A 16,564-nucleotide genomic window follows, 5' to 3' on the forward strand; every position below is an offset into this window, starting at 1 on the left:
CATTATGAAGAAACCGATGACCGCAAGGAAGATCCCGATTAAAACCGCAATGACTCCAAGTGATCCCTTCAACACGGAGATGACTTCATCAAGGTAGATCAGAATACCATATGCCCCGAGTGCGATCAGGATCAGACCTGCTAAAAGGCTTCCAAGCCCGGCTTTATCAACCATATATCTCACTCTCCTTCTTTCACCACGCTATATCAATATTCCCACACTATTCTCTGCACCGTGTGCCGTGTCAACATCTGACATAAGTCTATTGCGTCTTACCACACACCTTGATTGATACTATTACAGGGATGGCAATGTTCTGGGATAAAGAGATGGAGACCCTCCGTGGAGAGGACCTTGAAAGACTTCAGGCAAAACAGTTAAAATGGACTGTTTCTCAGGCTGAAAAGGTTCCTTTCTATCAGGAACGACTCCGCGCGGCAGGGATGTCGGCTGACGATATCCACACGATAGAAGACGTTAAACGACTCCCCTTTACAAAGAAGACGGACCTCCGTGAAGGATATCCATTTGGGTTCTTTGCAGTTCCAAGGCGTGAGATAGTACGAATACATACGACCTCAGGGACTACCGGGAAACCGACAGTAGTTGGTTATACCAGACATGACCTCAAAATGTGGGCCGGTCTTATCGCACGAAACCTGACGATGGTCGGCCTCACTCCTGACGATATCTTTCAGAATGCAGTAAACTATGGTCTCTTCACCGGAGGCCTCGGTTTTCACTACGGAGCTGAACTGATGGGGATGATGGTTGTTCCAAGCGCGACTGGTAACACCAAACGTCAGATTGAGATGATCAGGGACTTCGGGGTAACATCCATTCATTGTACGCCGGGATATGCTCTTCACATAGCAGAAGTTGTTGAAGAGATGGGTGTAACACTGGACTCCTTAAAGATCGGTGTCTTTGGTGCGGAGGCATGGTCTGAGACGATGCGGAATGAACTTGAGTCACGCCTCTCTCTTAAGGCGTATGATAGTTATGGGATGAGCGAGATGTATGGTCCTGGCGTTGCTTTTGAATGTCAGGAGCAGAACGGACTTCATATCTGGGAAGACTGCTACCTCCCCGAGATTATCGATCCAAAGACTGGTGAGACGCTTGGACTGGGTGAGAAGGGTGAGCTTGTCATCACATCATTATCAAAAGAGGCGATGCCGCTCATCCGTTACCGGACCGGTGACATCACAATGTTCCTCGAAGATGATTGTCCTTGTGGAAGAGGGCTTAGAATCGCACGTATTATGGGGAGGAGTGACGATATGCTTGTTATTCGTGGGATAAACGTATTTCCCTCCCAGATTGAGCACGTTCTCCTTGGAATACCGGAAGTAGGTGATCAGTATATGGTGTATGTCGACCGGATTAACCACCTTGACGAGATGACGATTGATGTTGAAATGAACCGTTCCCTCTTTTCAGGTGAACTATGCGATCTCGTCGGCCTTCAGAAGCAGATCGCGAGGCAGCTCCATGATGCCCTCTCTCTCAGAACGACCGTCAGGCTTGTTGAACCTGGTTCACTCCCCCGATTTGAAGGAAAGGCAAAACGCGTCGTTGACAGAAGGGGTGGACTCTGATGCGGTGCTGGGATCCAAGAATCGAGGAGATGCCAAAGGATGAGCTGTCAAAGCTCCAGTACCGCCTCCTGAAGACGCTCATCTATCGGATGTACAGCTTCTCAGACTTCTACCATGTACGAATGAAGGAGGCGGGTGTTCACCCCGATGATATCAGGACGCTGGCAGATATCCGGCTCCTTCCTTTCATGTACAAGAGCGATCTCAGGGATAACTACCCTGATCGGATCTTCTGTGCATCACGGGACGAACTCGTCAGGTACCATGTCTCATCCGGAACAACCGGAAAACCGACTGTTGTCGGATACACTCAGAAGGATCTCGATCTCTGGACGACTTCGCTTGCCCGTGCCCTCACCTCATGCGGGCTTGGACGAGGGGATGTTATTCAGGTTTCTTACGGATACGGCCTCTTCACCGGTGGCCTCGGCCTCCATTATGGTGCTGAGCGGATCGGTGCGACGGTTCTCCCGACCAGTGTTGGTAACACGGAGCGGCAGATCGAACTGATGCAGGATTTAAAGGCAACAGCAATCGCCTGTACACCCTCATACCTGATTCATCTCGGGGAGGCGGCAGAGCGGATGGGGATCTCAATTCAGAAGGATACCCATCTTCGGTCAGCGATCATCGGTGCAGAACCATGGTCTGAGACGATGCGGACCCGTATTTATGAGACGATGGGTGTCCGCGCATATGATATCTATGGGACAAGTGAGATCTCCGGACCTATGTTCTCTGAATGTTCTGAACAGAAGGGAATTCATATATGGGGTGATATCGCTTACCCTGAGGTAATCGATCCAAAGACCGGTGAACAGCTGGAGGCAGGAGAGCCGGGTGAGCTTGTGATGACGGTACTTCAGAAGGAGGCACTCCCGATGATCCGGTACCGGATTGGAGACCTTACCCGGATTATTGATGAGACCTGCGCCTGTGGAAGAACGCATCCGCGTATTGAGCGTATCTCCGGCCGTGTCGACGATATGCTGATCATTCGTGGAATCAATGTCTTCCCCTCAGCAGTTGAACATGCGATCCTCGGTATCTCTGAACTATCGGGCCATTTCATGATTGAGGTTGACAGAAAGGGATCGCTTGATGCGATGCTCGTCCGGGTCGAGGTAGTGCCGGAGGCCTTATCTGATAAGATAAACGATCTCATCAATATCAAACGGAAAGTCGAGCATGTTCTGAAGAATGCTTTAAACGTGGCTGTCAGTGTCGAACTGTCAGAACCCGGCTCACTCCCCAGATTTGAAGGAAAAGCAAAAAGAGTCATCGACAGGAGGGTCTTCTGATGCAGGGAGAGTTTATCATCAAACAGATCTCCGTCTTTTCGGAGAATAAACCCGGGCGGCTTGCGGCGATTGCCGAGGCGCTTGAGAAGAGCAGTGTGAATATCTTCGCCTTCTCGATTGCTGAGGCAAACAGCTTCGGTGTCGTTCGAGCACTCGTTGATAAACCTGATATTGCGCGTTCGGTGCTTGAGAAGCTCGGATTTGCCGTTCAGTTCACCGATGTCATCGCGGTCAGGATGAAGGATGAGCCTGGCGGTCTCTATGAGACAGCAAAGATCCTTGGTGAGGCCGGGATCAACATTGAGTATGCCTATGCATACTCGGGGAAAGAGGCTGCTGTGCTGATCCTCAGGGTGAGTCAGGCGGGTGAAGCAATCGCACGGATCAGTGCGGCCGGAGGCTCCCTCCTGAGAGAGAGTGACCTTGGATAAGCCTCACTCTTCATCTTTTATGAACATATGGGCACGGCCTGCAACTTTGTCCAGGTTGATAACAAAACAAATTCCATTACCGGGTTTTTCAAGCTCTGCGGCACCGACGATCGCTTCAAGGATTGAGTCGGTCTGATCAGGGGAGACGACCGTCAGGATGATATCCTTCTCTGGTTCGATCCGAAGTCCGAGGAGAGTCTGCATCTCATGAATTCCGGTACCTCGACCGGGGATGATAGTTCCTCCGGATGCACCAGCCTTTCGGGATGCTTCGATCACCTGTTGTGACCATCCTTTCTTAACGATTGTTACAATTAATTGTTTACAGCCTTCACATATCATGATGTCTTCACCTTTTTGATTCGGAAGATTATCCCGAGGATAAGGATGGAGAGGATTGGGGCAAGGGCGATCAGTGCAATCAATCCGAACCCGTCGATGACCGGATCACGCCCTTCTATTCCTGCTGCTGCCCCGACAGCAAGAGCCATCAGGAAGGTAACTGCCATCGGCCCTGTTGCCACTCCACCGGAATCAAAAGCAATCCCAACAAAATCCCTGTCAGAGAGCCAGAGCAGCAGGATGGCGATTGCATATCCGGTGATGATGATCGGGAGGAATGAGAACCCATAGACGATTCGTGCCATCCCAATGGCAACGGCGATACCGACACCAAGGGATAGTGTATAGAGGATGAGCTTTCCCTTGATGAATCCGCTTGATGACTTCTCTATCTCGTAACAGAGGATTCGGACTGCTGGTTCGGCATAGGTTGCCAGCATGCCGAGAAAGAATCCAAACGGGATGAGCATCCATGCTTTTCCGATGGTGCTGAAGAATGTTCCGATTGAATTTCCAGCAGGAATAAAGGCGATATGCACCCCCTGCAGAAAGAGCACCATCCCTATGAGCGTGAAGAGGATCCCTTTGAAGAGGTTGATTACATGACCCGTTGGGAGTTTCAGATACAGTATCTGAAAGAGGATAAAGAAGATGGAGAGTGGTATCAGTGCAATGAATGCATCCTGGATGACGCTCCCAATCCCACTGAATATAGCAAATTCTGCTATCATACAAAAATTCCCATCAGCATGATCCCGATGATCGGCCCAATTGATGCAAGTCCGATCAATCCAAATCCATCAGTCAGTGCCGATCGCCCGGCCAGGACAGAACTAAGACCAATTCCAAGTGCCAGGATAAAAGGAACAGTTAATGGTCCTGTTGTCACCCCGCCTGCGTCATAAGCGATCTGAAGGTAATCCTGAGAGGTAAAAAATGACAGGAGGATCACTATTGCGTAGCCTCCAGTGAATAACCATGTTATCGGGACTCCAAGAACGATCCGAAACATTGCGAGAGCAACAAAGAGTCCGACTCCGACTGCGATCGAGATGATCATCGGATCTCTTGGAATACCTCCGTTTGAGACAAGTTCGACCATATTTGTCAGTACCCGCACATCCGGTTCAGCTACTGTTGCCAGGAATCCAAAGAAGAAGGCGGTGAGGATGACAAGGTATATCGATCCATGTTTTGGGAGATCTGACCCGATTGCTTCTCCCATGGGCAAAAGACCGCTTTTCACTCCGATAAGGAAGAGTGCGATGCCTGCAGTGAGCATCAGAACACCGAGAATATAGTCGGCAAGCTCTTCAGGGGATGATCGAATCAGCAGAGCCAGTACCAGCAGAACGATCAATGCAATCGGTGCAACCGCTTGCATCACCTCTTTGAATGTCTCACGTGCTTCGCTCAACATATGTTCTGTGTCCCTGTCCTGTTATCATCTGTCATTGATTTATCATGTTGGTTCCGGATAACGGATCCTCTTTGGTCTCTAAGAGCACTTCTGTTCTCCGGGTACAGAATAGTATGGGCTGAAAAAGTAAAATAATTGGTACGGTTGCCTATGCCTGCTCTACCTAATGCTTCTCCCACCTGAGCAGATCCATCACAACCGAGAGGGTCGATCCCCTCCGGATCTCTTCACGGAGCCGCTCTTCAGTTTTATATACCTCAACCGCCCGGCGGGAGATCTCGTATGCACGCTCTTTTGGAATGACGACGACACCGCTTGCATCTCCGATGATCCAGTCACCCGGCCGGACCGTCTGGCCGCAACACCGGATCTCTGTATTGATCTCTCCAAAACCTTTTGGCTCTCCGGCATTGGGAACTACTGCTGTTGCATAGAGGGTGATAGTCAGAGTGCTGATATCATCGAGATCCCGGACTGCTCCATCAATGACAACCCCGGCAATGCCTTTGTTCTGGCAGGAGTGTGTTGCGAGTTCTCCCCATGGGGCAACGGTGGTGTCCCGGCTATTGTTGATCACGATCACATCTCCTGCGGATGCGCAGTCGATCGCCTCAACAGGTTTTGCCCAGTCTCCGGCAAAGGTCTGGACAGTGACCGCACGCCCCACCATCTTTTCCCTGCCTGCATATCTGGTAAGTCCGGCCATCGCGCCTTTCCTGTGCATCGCATCTGATACATTTGATGAAGACACAAGGGTTAGCATCCGCCTGATCTCCTCGTTTTGATCAATCCGCTCAATCGCCCTTTTCACAGGTGCATCAATTGCAGATCGGATCTCCCTCGTTGAACCGGTGACGTCGCCTGATCGTATGATCGCACCGCCGATGATGACGATCGATGCACCATGTGCTACTGCATCTGCTGCCCGTTCCGCATTCAGACCGCCTGCAGCAGCTATGGGGATTGTAACCGCGCCGCTCAGATGTTCGAGGAGTTCAAGCGAGTCTTTTCCGATCATCTGCTGGTCGATACCGACATGAGCGTTGATGATATGTACACCCATATCCTCAAGTTCACGGGCGCGGGTGACCGGATCTTTAACGGTCATCATATCTCCCATCAACCGGACACCGTAGAGATCTGCTGCCCTGACTGCCTCTCTGATAACGGCGTCATCGGCATCGGCGAGTATGCAGATAATATCTGCACCGGCTTTTGCAGCCATCCCGACTTCAAGTGCACCCGTATCACTGATCTTCATATCAGCGACAATCGTTCTCTTCGGGTGTTGACTTCGGATCTCCCTGACCGCGTTCATCCCTTCACTTTTGATAAGTGGTGTTCCGATCTCGATCCAGTCGGCTCCACCGGAGACGGTCTCCTCTGCTATTGCATAGGCGCGGCTAAGATCAAGGATATCAAGAGCAACCTGAAGAATGGGAGGTTCCATACAGATCTCTCTGACGTTCATCAGGCTTAAAATGGTGTAAAAAAAGAGGTTCGTCTATCTGATCACTCAGATCCGTACCTGTTTTTAAAGCTGATATCAATGAGGTTCTTCTTCTTTGCAAGAGTAAATCCTTCCGTCTTCGCTTCACCCGCTGCAACAAGGGAGATGAGCTTATACTGTTCAGGAACGCCGAGGAGTTTTCGAATCGGCTCTGCATACTCTTTTCCCTCTCCGGCAACCCAGCATGACCCGATTCCATATCCGGTCAGGGCGATGATCAGGTTCTCAGTTGCAGCACAACAATCTTCAAGGACATACTGCTGGTCCCGCTCACCAAAGACAGCAAAACAGACAGGTGCTTCGGCAATGAACTTTCCATGTGTCGCGAGTTCTGCGATCTCATCTCTGAGTGCTTTATCGGTGATGGTGCCAAAGAGCCAGGGTTGTACATTCCTTGCTGACGGAGCAGATTTTGCACATTCGAGGACTTTCCGGATGATGTCATCAGGAATAGGGCTGTCATTGAAATGCCTGATGCTATGGCGCGCCTGAATGATGGTAACGCCGAAGTTTGCAATGTTCTTATTCTGAATCATAGTAGATCAGAGTACTCTTCTCATGGTTATTCTTTACGCATCCGGAGGAGTATTCCCAATGCACAAGCAGCAACAGCGGTGATTGCAACCGATGGTGTTGCCTGGGTTGTCGGAGGTGCAGTTCTGTCTGGTGTTTCGATTGGTTGAGTTGCCGGAATCCCGGTCTGGATTGTTGTCACCGGTAAAATGGTGGGTTCCGGTGTCGGTGAAGTGGTCGGTGTTACCTCTGGTATTGTTTGGGTGGGTGTTGGTGTGGTCTCTCGTGAGAGGGATATCGTCTCACTCCGTTCTGTGATCGTCTTTCCAACGATCTCATAATTGTCTTTCATACCGTTTGCATTGCAGAAGGCGTAGAAGTCGTAGACTCCACGTGAATACCCGGCATCCGGGTGCCAGACCGGCCCGGTCATATAGGGGTTACGATCAACTGCAAAGAGGAGGGGTGTTGATGCACCTGCACGATTTGTTAATGATGAGTACTCCACTCCATCCTGCCTGGTAACGCGGATCTCAATCGGTGCTCCGGCCACCCCCGGCCTCTGTGACATCACGTTGAGATTAGTTTCGATTCGAAACTGCAGTTCGTAGTCCATCGGAACCCAGAGGCCGGTTCTATCCCTCCCGCCATATGCGACATCATAGATCCTGACTCCAAGAGTGGGTTCTGCGACCATGAACGCAGGGGTTCCGGAGCCGATGATATACCATGTGCCGGTCCTTCCTGTAAATGTCTGGGGTGAGATGTAGAATGATGCTGCATCACTTACAGTAGTGGTTATCACCGGATTATCGGTGGCAGGCGATCTCCCTCCTTCAAACCAGCCGAGGGTGTCTCCGCTGACAACTCCACATGCGGTGATGTCAAGCCTCTCTTCACCGATGAAGACCGTTCCCCCGGCAGGGATCTCATGTATCGCGGCATATACCGGGGTGATAAGGAGGATGAAGAGGATGCAGATGAATCCTGTTCGCATCCTGATCATGGTTCTGTCTCGTTTCGCCATGATCATCCTTCTCTATAAACTATCATCAGTGTTTCCCCAACTCCATTATTTCAGAAGAGATTCGTCACCATATTCCAGATATTTGTAAATCCCTCGCTGATCAGTACTGTCGGGTCGATTCCAAGGAGTGGGAAGATGAAGATGAAGTACAGGAACGTTCCAAGCGTACTTCCGATGTTTGCAAATGCTGCAACGAGTACAACACGGAAGAGTGGAATTTTGCTCATCTCTCTGATGCTCTCTGCTTTACTGATCGCTTTTATGTCAGAGATTGCGGGTTTTCTGATCTTCACCTCGGCAATTGCGGCAAACCATCCGGCAGCGATCAGAGGATTTAAGGATGTGAGCCATGCTGCACAGAAAGCAACCAGAGCGGAGATCGGGTGTCCCCGTGCAAGGAGTGTGCCGAGTGCTGCAAGTGTTCCGTTGATGATGATCCACCATAGTAACGCGGTGATGAGAACGTCATATCCCACTCCTGAAAAGATAATAGCGATGATAAGGGAGAGAAAGAGGAGAAGAACCCCTACTCCGATAATCTTTGCCCAGGGGCGGCCTTTGATCTGTGCGGTGAGATCCTTCATTGGAGGGAGCGACTGAGGATCCGAGAGGTACTGGGTAATTCCTCTTACATGCCCCGCTCCTACGACTGCAAGGATACGCTGATCGCCTCGCATGAGTGGGATAATGCTATGGGCAAGATAGGCATCCCGCTCGTCTATCAGGGCTTTTGCTCCATTTGGCGAGAACTTTCGGAATTCTTCGAGTGCCAGGGTGACCACGTCCTGTTCGGTGAGAGCATCGATATCAATTTCATCTCCTGAAACTCCTGTAATCGAGACCGTAAGTGCGTAGATCATCCTGAATTTTTCACGAAATGTCATCCCACTCCAGAACCGTGAGAGGGTGATTCTGATATCGCGGTCGATCAATGCAACACGTATCCCCTTCTCTTCAGCCAGCCGGATCGCCTCCTTCATCTCTGCTCCCGGTTCGATTCCGACGTTCATCCCGATCTTTCGCTGAACATAGGCGAGCAGCCACTGGACGAGAAGCTGCGTCATGTTTCCGGATGCAAGGATCTCAGAGACTCCCGGCCCCTCGGTCTGGCTATCCTGTTGTTTCAGTGCGGCATAACGCGGGGGATCAAGTTCAACTGCAATAATATCCGGCTGAAATTCATTAATTCCAGCAATGACCTCGTCGATACTCTTCTGTGAGACATGAGCCGTCCCAATAATCTTCAGTTCACCCATGAATGCTCCACATGCCTCTGCTGTCAAAGACCACAGTCTTTCCTTCTGGTACAGGTGAGGAGGAGAAGACCTTCTTCACTCCCCTCTCCTCTTCTTCTTCCGCATCCCTTCTGAGCAGAAGTGCGGATGCAAGCTCTGTTGCTTCATCCTTTGTCATCTTCCCTCCAATCCCCGGACATTCCGATACGACTAATGACTCGCCGTCAAGAGCAAACGGGTAGGTCCGGCATATCCAGGGGCGCGCCGGATAGAGTGAACATCTGCCATCTTCAGAATGGAAGAGACATCTGCCGTTCTCCATTCTGAGACACCATTCAAAGGTGTATCTCCCACCGCTCTCAGAATCGATCAGCTCCGGATAGGGTATAACAATCGTGTCATGGTCCATTCCGGTTGCAGACCCGATTATGTCTATCTCCTGAGGGGAGATGATAACGCGGCTGGTTTCTTCGTCGCCCCGGCAGCAGGCACCGCACCCAAGGCAGACGAAACCAATCTGTTGAAGGGCCTCACTGAGGCTTTTCACTCCATACATATGCGGTTAAAATTCTTGTAGACCTGGCTTCCGTTCTCTGAATGGCTTACTTCCGGATGCCACTGAAGACCATAAATCCGCTTGTTCATTGATCCCATCGCCTCTACTTCGCAGATTGAAGATGTGGCGAGGATCTCAAAACCCTCTGGCGCTTGTTTTACCTCATCGGCATGTGATGCCCATACATGCATCCTCTCAGGATAGCCGGAGAGGATCTCTCCATGGTTTTGCACCACTATATCGACACCCCCGTATCCTCCACTTCTGCCAGGTCCGATAACGCCACCGAGTGACTGTGCAATCAATTGGTGACCAAGGCATATCCCGAGCACCGGGATACCTAATTCAAGATAATCAGGGCATCTCCCGATCCGATCGATGCTCGGTCCACCCCCAAGAATGATCCCGCGACACCCTGAAGCCACCTCAGATGGGTTCGTGGTATTTGGAATCATCTTCACTTCTATCTCAAGGTCCCGAAGCATCCGATGGATGAGATGGTTGAACTGCCCAAAATTATTGACCACGAAGATGGGTTGCATACTCTCCTAGTAGTTGGTTATAGTCCCTCTTATCTCTTCAGGAGTAGGATGATATGGTCTGCAGGATAGCTTCTCTGATCTCAGATGGAGAATGCCCCATCGCAGCTGCAAGATACATCGCGCCCCCTGCCCCCATCCCTTCTTTGACCTCCCCTATGCAATACCTGGCAAGCCCATAATGTCCGAGTGCTCCAAACTCAGGATCAACATAGACAGGGGATATGCCGATCGCCTCTGCGGTCTCTCTGAAATTAGCTGAAGCATCATCATGGACATAAATTGTCGTCGCGATCTTTGGGAGACGCATCCCCAGACCTTTTATAACTGCGGCAACTGCAAGCATCTGTGTTCCTCCTCCAAGTATCACCTCGCCGGAAAAACCATTGGCCATACCGGCAGCAGCAGGGATCATCGGATCTCCGGCAGCTGTTACTACTCCAAGTGTATCGGTGATGCCACGCTCTTTTAACTGGTGAATAACTGCATCCGCTATCTCATCTTTCCTTGGGTGAGGGTTGTCAGCGAAACTGCTTGATACACGAGCTGAATACCCAAGACCCCGTAGGACACAGAGTGCGGTTGTTGTACCGCCAGGGATGCACTCTCCGATGACAAGCATATCAGAAAGTGTTGACAGGAGGGTTCCAAGCTGTTTACCTCTCTGAAAAAGGGATTTTGCATCAGGAACTGCATCACCCTTTCTTGGATCTCCTCCAGCCTGACCGTAGAGATCGAAGGTTGGTATCGTTGGTGTATATTCAAGACCTGCATTAATGAAGAGAGGGGTGAGGCCACAGAGTTGCATCATTGCACGTGTGATCGTCGCCGGTGTCGGGCACCCGGTCGGGGTGTTTGGACGGATCGGCATACTGGTGATCTCACCATTGACTATAAGCTCTGCATCAAGTGTCGGGGTATAGATCGTCTTATCTGGTGACGATCCGGCACCTGAGATACCGGGTACTTTTGAAAGTGCGGTGTTAGCAAGGATCGAAGTGAATATCGGCCTTTTTGGAGAAGATATCTTCGAGTCTGATAGAAATGCCATATAGGTTAATGTATGGCATGCTTCAAAGATAAAGATCATTATGTTCGAGATTGAGGAGCGCCTGCATGGAGTTGGTGTAGAGATGGATGCGATACTGGATGCAGGCATGGAGCTGTATGTATCTCATGGTCTCTCGCAGGAAGCCGGACGTATGGCACTTGAGAAGAATATCAGGAGGGCTCTGACCGACCCAAATGTATCTGCCCTTCTCCTCTCTGCGATTCTGCTTGAAGAGGAGCTTTATACTAAAAGAAAGAACTCTGAGATTGCAGATGATCCGGTTTTCCTCCTTGCAGATGAGATTATCGGGATGGCGATCGCAGAAGTCATTGCGGGGACATATGCCCGGTTTGAGTTTACCCGATATGACCAGAAGAAGCCCGGAATTCTTTCAGCACTTGGACCTTTTATGGATGATGCGGTTGCGGGTCTGATCGCCGGATGCACCTCTAAACTTTATAGTGACAGTCAATGAGCATACTTGAGGCGATCCGGGCACTTTTACAGTTTACGACGATCCTACCGATCGGAAAACCGGCAGATTTCGAGGCGTTTGCGAAGCGTTCATACCTCTACCCTCTTGCCGGGTACCTGATTGGGGGTTTTGGGGCTCTCCCCCTTATCTTAATCCCTCACCCACTTACAGCCGCTGCTGTTTCGATCGGTTTTATCCTTCTCATCTCCGGGTGCAACCATTTCGATGGTCTCCTCGATCTCGGGGACGGCCTGATGGCGCATGGTAGTCGGGAAGTAAGGATCAGGGCACTGACTGACAGGCAGGTGGGGGCTGGTGGTGTTGCTATGGGGCTTGTGATCACCCTCATCTCATATGGAGCATTATCTTCGCTGACGGTACTACCCCTGGCAGTTCTGATTGCAGAAGTCGCTGCTAAAGTGTCTATGGCATCACTCACTGCCCTTGGCCGTCCATTTCGTGAGGGGATTCACAGTTACCTGTACTGGCGGGCAAAGCCCTGGTTTGTTCTTCCTGCATGGTTCCTCACGCTCCCATTATTTCTGCTTCCGATTCCGTGGATTGTCATTGTTTCTGCACTCTTTGCTGCATCTCTTACCACGCTCATCCTTCTGTTTGGTGGTACACGGCTTTTTGGAGGGATCAATGGCGATCTAGTCGGAGCGGCAAATGAGATCGTCCGTGCAGTTACACTTCTCACAATTCTGCTTGCTCTTGGGTGAAAAAGTTAGAGGGAGGTTATTCGGCAATACCCTTCTCCCTTCTCGTCTCCACACTCGATCGCCTCTGCGCGGGCATCAGCTACAAGTGTGTTAAACATCAAACCCGCGTTAAGGAGTTCCTGATCTGATGCCTGACCCCGTTGAATCTTCTGGTATGCCTGAGTGATGGGTGAAGGGGTGAGTCTCTTCTGCACCCGAATCCCATGACAGTGTCTGCAATACGCACAACGTGTATGAACAGGCACCTCTCCTGTCGCGCACTGGACGGTGATACGGTCATTTGGCCCTCGAATGAATGGCAACGTCTTCATGCCGAGTGGGTGGGTGTGGATAGTTCATCATTGTATCGTTTCTTTTGGGCATTTCAGGCGAAAAGTGAAATATTTTATATAGTTCTCATTCCAATCTAGTATACTCGCATTGGACAGGATGTACGCATGATTGTCCCTTAATGAGTGGAGGATTGAGAATGGCAGCAGAAAAGCCACACATGAATTTAGCCGTTATCGGCCATATTGACCACGGAAAGTCAACGACTGTCGGTCGCCTTCTCTTTGAGACCGGCAGTGTTGCACAGCACGTCATTGACGGATACAAGAAGGAAGCCGAATCCAAGGGTAAGGGTTCCTTTGAGTTTGCATGGGTTATGGACAGTCTTAAAGAGGAACGTGAACGTGGTATCACCATCGATATCGCTCACAAGCGTTTCGACACTGCGAAGTTCTACTTCACCGTCGTCGACTGCCCAGGTCACCGTGACTTCGTTAAGAACATGATCACCGGTGCATCACAGGCAGATGCTGCAGTTCTCGTTGTAGCAGCCCCTGATGGCCCGATGGAGCAGACCAAGGAGCACGTCTTCCTTGCACGGACACTCGGCATCAACCAGCTTATCATCGCCGTCAACAAGATGGATGTTGTTAAGTACGATCAGAAGCGTTTCGATGAAGTCAAGAAGCAGCTTTCCGATCTTATCAAGATGGTCGGATTCAAGCCAGATGAAACGATATTCATCCCGATGAGCTCCTTCACCGGTGTGAACGTATCCAAGAAGTCCCCGGAGACCCCATGGTACACCGGACTAACTCTCCTTGAAGCTCTCGACACCCTCAAAGAGCCAGAGAAGCCAACAGACAAGCCTCTCCGCCTTCCGATCCAGGACGTCTATACCATCTCCGGTATCGGCACTGTCCCGGTCGGCCGTATTGAAACCGGTATCCTGAAGAAGGGGATGAAGGTCTCATTCATGCCTGCCAACAAGGAAGGGGAGATTAAGTCCATCGAGATGCATCATGAAGAGCACAACCAGGCTCTCCCAGGTGACAACGTTGGATTCAACGTTCGTGGTATCGCAAAGAACGATATCCGCCGTGGCGACGTCTGTGGCCCGGTCGATGTACCTCCAACTGTAGCAGAGGAGTTCACTGCTCAGGTCGTTGTGCTTCAGCACCCAAGCGTCCTCTCAGTCGGATACACCCCGGTCTTCCACTGCCACACTGCACAGGTTGCATGCACATTCACTGAGCTTCAGAAGAAGCTTGACCCACGGAGTGGCCAGGTTAAAGAAGAGAACCCTGCCTTCCTGAAGGCTGGCGACGCTGCAATTGTAAAGATCGTACCCACCCGCCCACTCGTCATTGAGAAGGCAAAAGAGCTTCCGCAGCTCGGCCGCTTCGCGGTCCGTGATATGGGATCCACCATCGCTGCAGGTATTGTCCTTGACATTAAAGCGAAACAGATGAGATAATTATCTCATCTTTTACGGTGACCCTCTATGCAGAAAGCCAGAATACGCCTTACCGGGACTGACTACGAAAAACTCGAAACAGTCTGCTCCCGGATCCGTGAGATTGCCGAACGAACCGGTGTTAATCTTGCAGGTCCGATATCGCTTCCAACGAAGCGCCTCGTCGTCCCAATCCGAAAAAGCCCAGATGGTGAAGGTACGGCGACCTGGGATCGCTGGCAGATGCGCGTTCACAAGCGTCTCATCGATATTGATGCCGATGAGCGTGCGCTCCGCCAGTTGATGCGAATTCAGGTACCCAAGGACATCGGTATTGAGATCGTCCTTGAGGGCTGATCATCGTGAGATAGCGGCATGAAAGCCGCATTTAATACAAATCAGTTTTTTCATCGACTCCTCAAACCGGAGTCACTTTTCCCTTTTATACTTCTGGCAACAATCATTCTGAGATTTGCCTTTCTGGACCTGAAGCTCTATCACCATGACGAAGCAGCGCATGCATGGTTTGCCTATCAACTTCTGACAAAGGGAACCTACATCTATGACCCGATGTTCCACGGACCTTTTCTCTTCTATGTTACTGCGGGGTTGTTCTCCCTCTTTGGAGATTCCGATCTTGTTGGGCGACTCCTTCCTGCATTTCTTGGCACCGCTCTTGTAGCGCTTGTATACCCGCTGTACCGCATGGGATACCTTGACGGGAGGCAGATGATTGTTGCAGCCCTTTTTCTTGCTCTCTCCCCAAATATGGTTTACTTCTCAAGGTTCCTTCGAAATGATATCTTCATCGCGTTCTTCTCGCTCCTCATTGTTGTAGCAGCCCTTGCGTATTGTAAGTCAGGGAAGCTGAGGTATGCATTGGTTGCAGGGTCCGCTGCGGCTCTTGGGATGTCGAGTAAGGAGAATATGCCGATTGTCCTTCTTATCTTTGGTTCATATCTTGTTTTCGCCCTCTGGAGCAGGCGTCTGGTCTTTCCACCTGCCTGGAAGCGTGATCTCATCCTCGCAACAGCTCTTGCCGGGGGTATTATTGCTCTCTTCTATTCATCATTTGGGGTTCACCCTGAGATCGTGCTGAAGGCCGGTCAGATGGCTATCAATCACTGGACTGCAATGCATGGAGTACAGCGGCTCGGCGGCCCATGGTTCTTTTATCTGATATTCTTCGTCCTCTATGAGGTCCCGATCCTTCTCCTTGCAGGAATGGGGTTGATTCAGTTCATCATCGGCGGTACAATTGTTTCATCTCTCAGGTCATGGCATTCAAGGAGAGGTAAGGCTGCTGAAGAACCGACTCTTTCTCTTCCTCTGAGAGATTGGTTCTTTTCTGCATTTCGCCGCCCTGAGAAGTGTGTTACCTATGATCCAAAACTGGAATTCATCCGCTTCTCGATCTGGTGGATGATCACCTCTCTTGCAGTCTATGCATATATCGGTGAGAAAGTTCCCTGGCTCATCCTCCACCAGCTGCTCCCGATGATCTTTGTTGCAACATACAAGATCGATCGCGTGAAGACGGTGATCATTGCTATTGGTCTGGTCTTCCTCATCGCTATGACACTGCATATAGCTTTTACTCCTGCTGATATCTCTGAGCCAATTGTACAGGTACAGAACTCAGAAGATCTTCGAGATCTTATGATCCACATAGATGAGTCTGATCGTGTTGCTATTGCATCGAGCACATACTGGCCACTCCCCTGGTACTATCGTGGAGACCGATGGTTGAAGTTCACCTTCTTTGGTGGGAAGTCAAATGAAGGGGTGCTCCTCTCAGGTGACTATGATCTCATTATAACGCATGATGCTGAGAGCTATGAAGAACTACGCGGATATGAGAAGACGACTCAGAAACTCAGTTACTGGGTTACGTACTATGAAGTACAGGGAAGAATGATAGAGTATTACTTCACCAGACAGTCCGGGGTTGGGAGTATCAATATCGATATCTTCAGACGGATGGCATAAGATCCGGGGGATTATCATTCTCCTCCGATCTGCAGGGATCCCTGCATGTGGTGCTGTCTCTGGTCTTCAGTTATTCTATGGAATGATCGAGGGTCATGAACGATTCTTTCATCATCAGGATGGCAA

General features: G+C 50.5%; 19 protein-coding genes. 8 read left to right on the forward strand and 11 right to left on the reverse strand.

All coding sequences use genetic code 11. From position 1 onward, the window contains the following. The first annotated feature begins 311 nt into the window (after positions 1-311). The 3 genes from Q7V06_RS06725 to Q7V06_RS06735 are packed head-to-tail and all read left to right on the forward strand — an operon-like array spanning position 312 to position 3,333. Complete coding sequence (locus tag Q7V06_RS06725) at positions 312-1,601, forward strand: phenylacetate--CoA ligase family protein (protein WP_304839853.1); 1,290 nt, start codon at positions 312-314, stop codon at positions 1,599-1,601. Beyond that, positions 1,601-2,902, forward strand: a complete 1,302-nt coding sequence (locus Q7V06_RS06730; protein ID WP_304839855.1) for a phenylacetate--CoA ligase family protein — start codon at positions 1,601-1,603, stop codon at positions 2,900-2,902. Before Q7V06_RS06725 ends, Q7V06_RS06730 begins: the two co-directional genes overlap by 1 nt. After that, positions 2,902-3,333, forward strand: coding sequence for an acetolactate synthase (locus Q7V06_RS06735; RefSeq protein WP_370650822.1), 432 nt, complete (start codon positions 2,902-2,904; stop codon positions 3,331-3,333). Before Q7V06_RS06730 ends, Q7V06_RS06735 begins: the two co-directional genes overlap by 1 nt. Positions 3,334-3,336: 3 nt before the next feature. Here the strand turns inward: Q7V06_RS06735 and Q7V06_RS06740 are convergent, their stop codons facing one another. From Q7V06_RS06740 to cobT, 10 genes are all read right to left on the reverse strand, one after another. Then, positions 3,337-3,675 carry a P-II family nitrogen regulator gene (locus Q7V06_RS06740; protein ID WP_304839856.1) on the reverse strand — a complete coding sequence of 113 codons (339 nt, stop codon included), beginning with the start codon at positions 3,673-3,675 and terminating at the stop codon, positions 3,337-3,339. Next, positions 3,672-4,406, reverse strand: coding sequence for a DUF1538 domain-containing protein (locus Q7V06_RS06745; protein WP_304839858.1), 735 nt, complete (start codon positions 4,404-4,406; stop codon positions 3,672-3,674). The genes Q7V06_RS06740 and Q7V06_RS06745 overlap by 4 nt, the downstream gene beginning before the upstream one ends. Then, positions 4,403-5,095 (reverse strand): DUF1538 domain-containing protein, encoded by a 693-nt coding sequence (locus Q7V06_RS06750; RefSeq protein ID WP_304839860.1) that lies wholly within the window; start codon positions 5,093-5,095, stop codon positions 4,403-4,405. The genes Q7V06_RS06745 and Q7V06_RS06750 overlap by 4 nt, the downstream gene beginning before the upstream one ends. Before the next feature lie 163 nt (positions 5,096-5,258). Then, positions 5,259-6,545, reverse strand: coding sequence for an orotidine 5'-phosphate decarboxylase / HUMPS family protein (locus Q7V06_RS06755; RefSeq protein WP_304839863.1), 1,287 nt, complete (start codon positions 6,543-6,545; stop codon positions 5,259-5,261). Between the two features lie 62 nt (positions 6,546-6,607). Then, positions 6,608-7,141 (reverse strand): nitroreductase family protein, encoded by a 534-nt coding sequence (locus Q7V06_RS06760; protein ID WP_304839866.1) that lies wholly within the window; start codon positions 7,139-7,141, stop codon positions 6,608-6,610. Positions 7,142-7,167: 26 nt separating this feature from the next. Next, the gene (locus Q7V06_RS06765) at positions 7,168-8,145 is read right to left on the reverse strand and encodes a DUF3821 domain-containing protein (RefSeq protein WP_304839868.1); all 978 of its coding nucleotides are present in this window, start codon (positions 8,143-8,145) and stop codon (positions 7,168-7,170) included. A 50-nt stretch (positions 8,146-8,195) separates the two neighbouring features. Next, positions 8,196-9,401, reverse strand: a complete 1,206-nt coding sequence (locus Q7V06_RS06770) for a TraB/GumN family protein (RefSeq protein WP_304839871.1) — start codon at positions 9,399-9,401, stop codon at positions 8,196-8,198. Further along, positions 9,394-9,927 (reverse strand): YkgJ family cysteine cluster protein, encoded by a 534-nt coding sequence (locus tag Q7V06_RS06775; RefSeq protein ID WP_304839873.1) that lies wholly within the window; start codon positions 9,925-9,927, stop codon positions 9,394-9,396. Before Q7V06_RS06775 ends, Q7V06_RS06770 begins: the two co-directional genes overlap by 8 nt. After that, complete coding sequence (locus Q7V06_RS06780) at positions 9,924-10,478, reverse strand: GMP synthase subunit A (protein WP_304839875.1); 555 nt, start codon at positions 10,476-10,478, stop codon at positions 9,924-9,926. Before Q7V06_RS06780 ends, Q7V06_RS06775 begins: the two co-directional genes overlap by 4 nt. A gap of 37 nt (positions 10,479-10,515) precedes the next feature. After that, a complete protein-coding gene (gene cobT, locus Q7V06_RS06785) occupies positions 10,516-11,565 on the reverse strand; it encodes a nicotinate mononucleotide-dependent phosphoribosyltransferase CobT (protein WP_370650823.1) in 1,050 nt (349 codons plus the stop codon). A 1-nt stretch (position 11,566) separates the two neighbouring features. Here cobT and Q7V06_RS06790 point away from each other — a divergent pair, with 1 nt between their 5' ends. Both Q7V06_RS06790 and cobS read left to right on the forward strand, forming a co-directional pair. Then, positions 11,567-12,001: a phosphatidylglycerophosphatase A gene (locus Q7V06_RS06790; RefSeq protein WP_304839878.1), complete on the forward strand. Its 435-nt coding sequence runs from the start codon at positions 11,567-11,569 to the stop codon at positions 11,999-12,001. Then, entirely contained in the window at positions 11,998-12,723 is a 726-nt protein-coding gene (cobS, locus tag Q7V06_RS06795; protein ID WP_304839881.1) for an adenosylcobinamide-GDP ribazoletransferase, read from the forward strand. Before Q7V06_RS06790 ends, cobS begins: the two co-directional genes overlap by 4 nt. 5 nt (positions 12,724-12,728) lie before the next feature. Here cobS and Q7V06_RS06800 read toward each other — a convergent pair whose 3' ends face one another. After that, positions 12,729-13,034 (reverse strand): hypothetical protein, encoded by a 306-nt coding sequence (locus Q7V06_RS06800; protein WP_304839883.1) that lies wholly within the window; start codon positions 13,032-13,034, stop codon positions 12,729-12,731. A gap of 158 nt (positions 13,035-13,192) precedes the next feature. Here Q7V06_RS06800 and tuf point away from each other — a divergent pair, with 158 nt between their 5' ends. Genes tuf through Q7V06_RS06815 form a run of 3 tightly spaced genes read left to right on the forward strand, consistent with a single transcriptional unit; the run spans position 13,193 to position 16,438 of the window. Next, positions 13,193-14,470 (forward strand): translation elongation factor EF-1 subunit alpha, encoded by a 1,278-nt coding sequence (gene tuf / locus Q7V06_RS06805; protein ID WP_304839885.1) that lies wholly within the window; start codon positions 13,193-13,195, stop codon positions 14,468-14,470. A 27-nt stretch (positions 14,471-14,497) separates the two neighbouring features. Further along, the gene (gene rpsJ / locus Q7V06_RS06810; protein ID WP_304839888.1) at positions 14,498-14,806 is read left to right on the forward strand and encodes a 30S ribosomal protein S10; all 309 of its coding nucleotides are present in this window, start codon (positions 14,498-14,500) and stop codon (positions 14,804-14,806) included. Between the two features lie 18 nt (positions 14,807-14,824). Continuing rightward, positions 14,825-16,438 (forward strand): flippase activity-associated protein Agl23, encoded by a 1,614-nt coding sequence (locus tag Q7V06_RS06815; RefSeq protein WP_304839891.1) that lies wholly within the window; start codon positions 14,825-14,827, stop codon positions 16,436-16,438. Positions 16,439-16,564 lie beyond the last annotated feature (126 nt).

The sequence above is a fragment of the Methanocalculus sp. genome (genome assembly GCF_030651615.1).
Lineage (GTDB): Archaea > Halobacteriota > Methanomicrobia > Methanomicrobiales > Methanocorpusculaceae > Methanocalculus.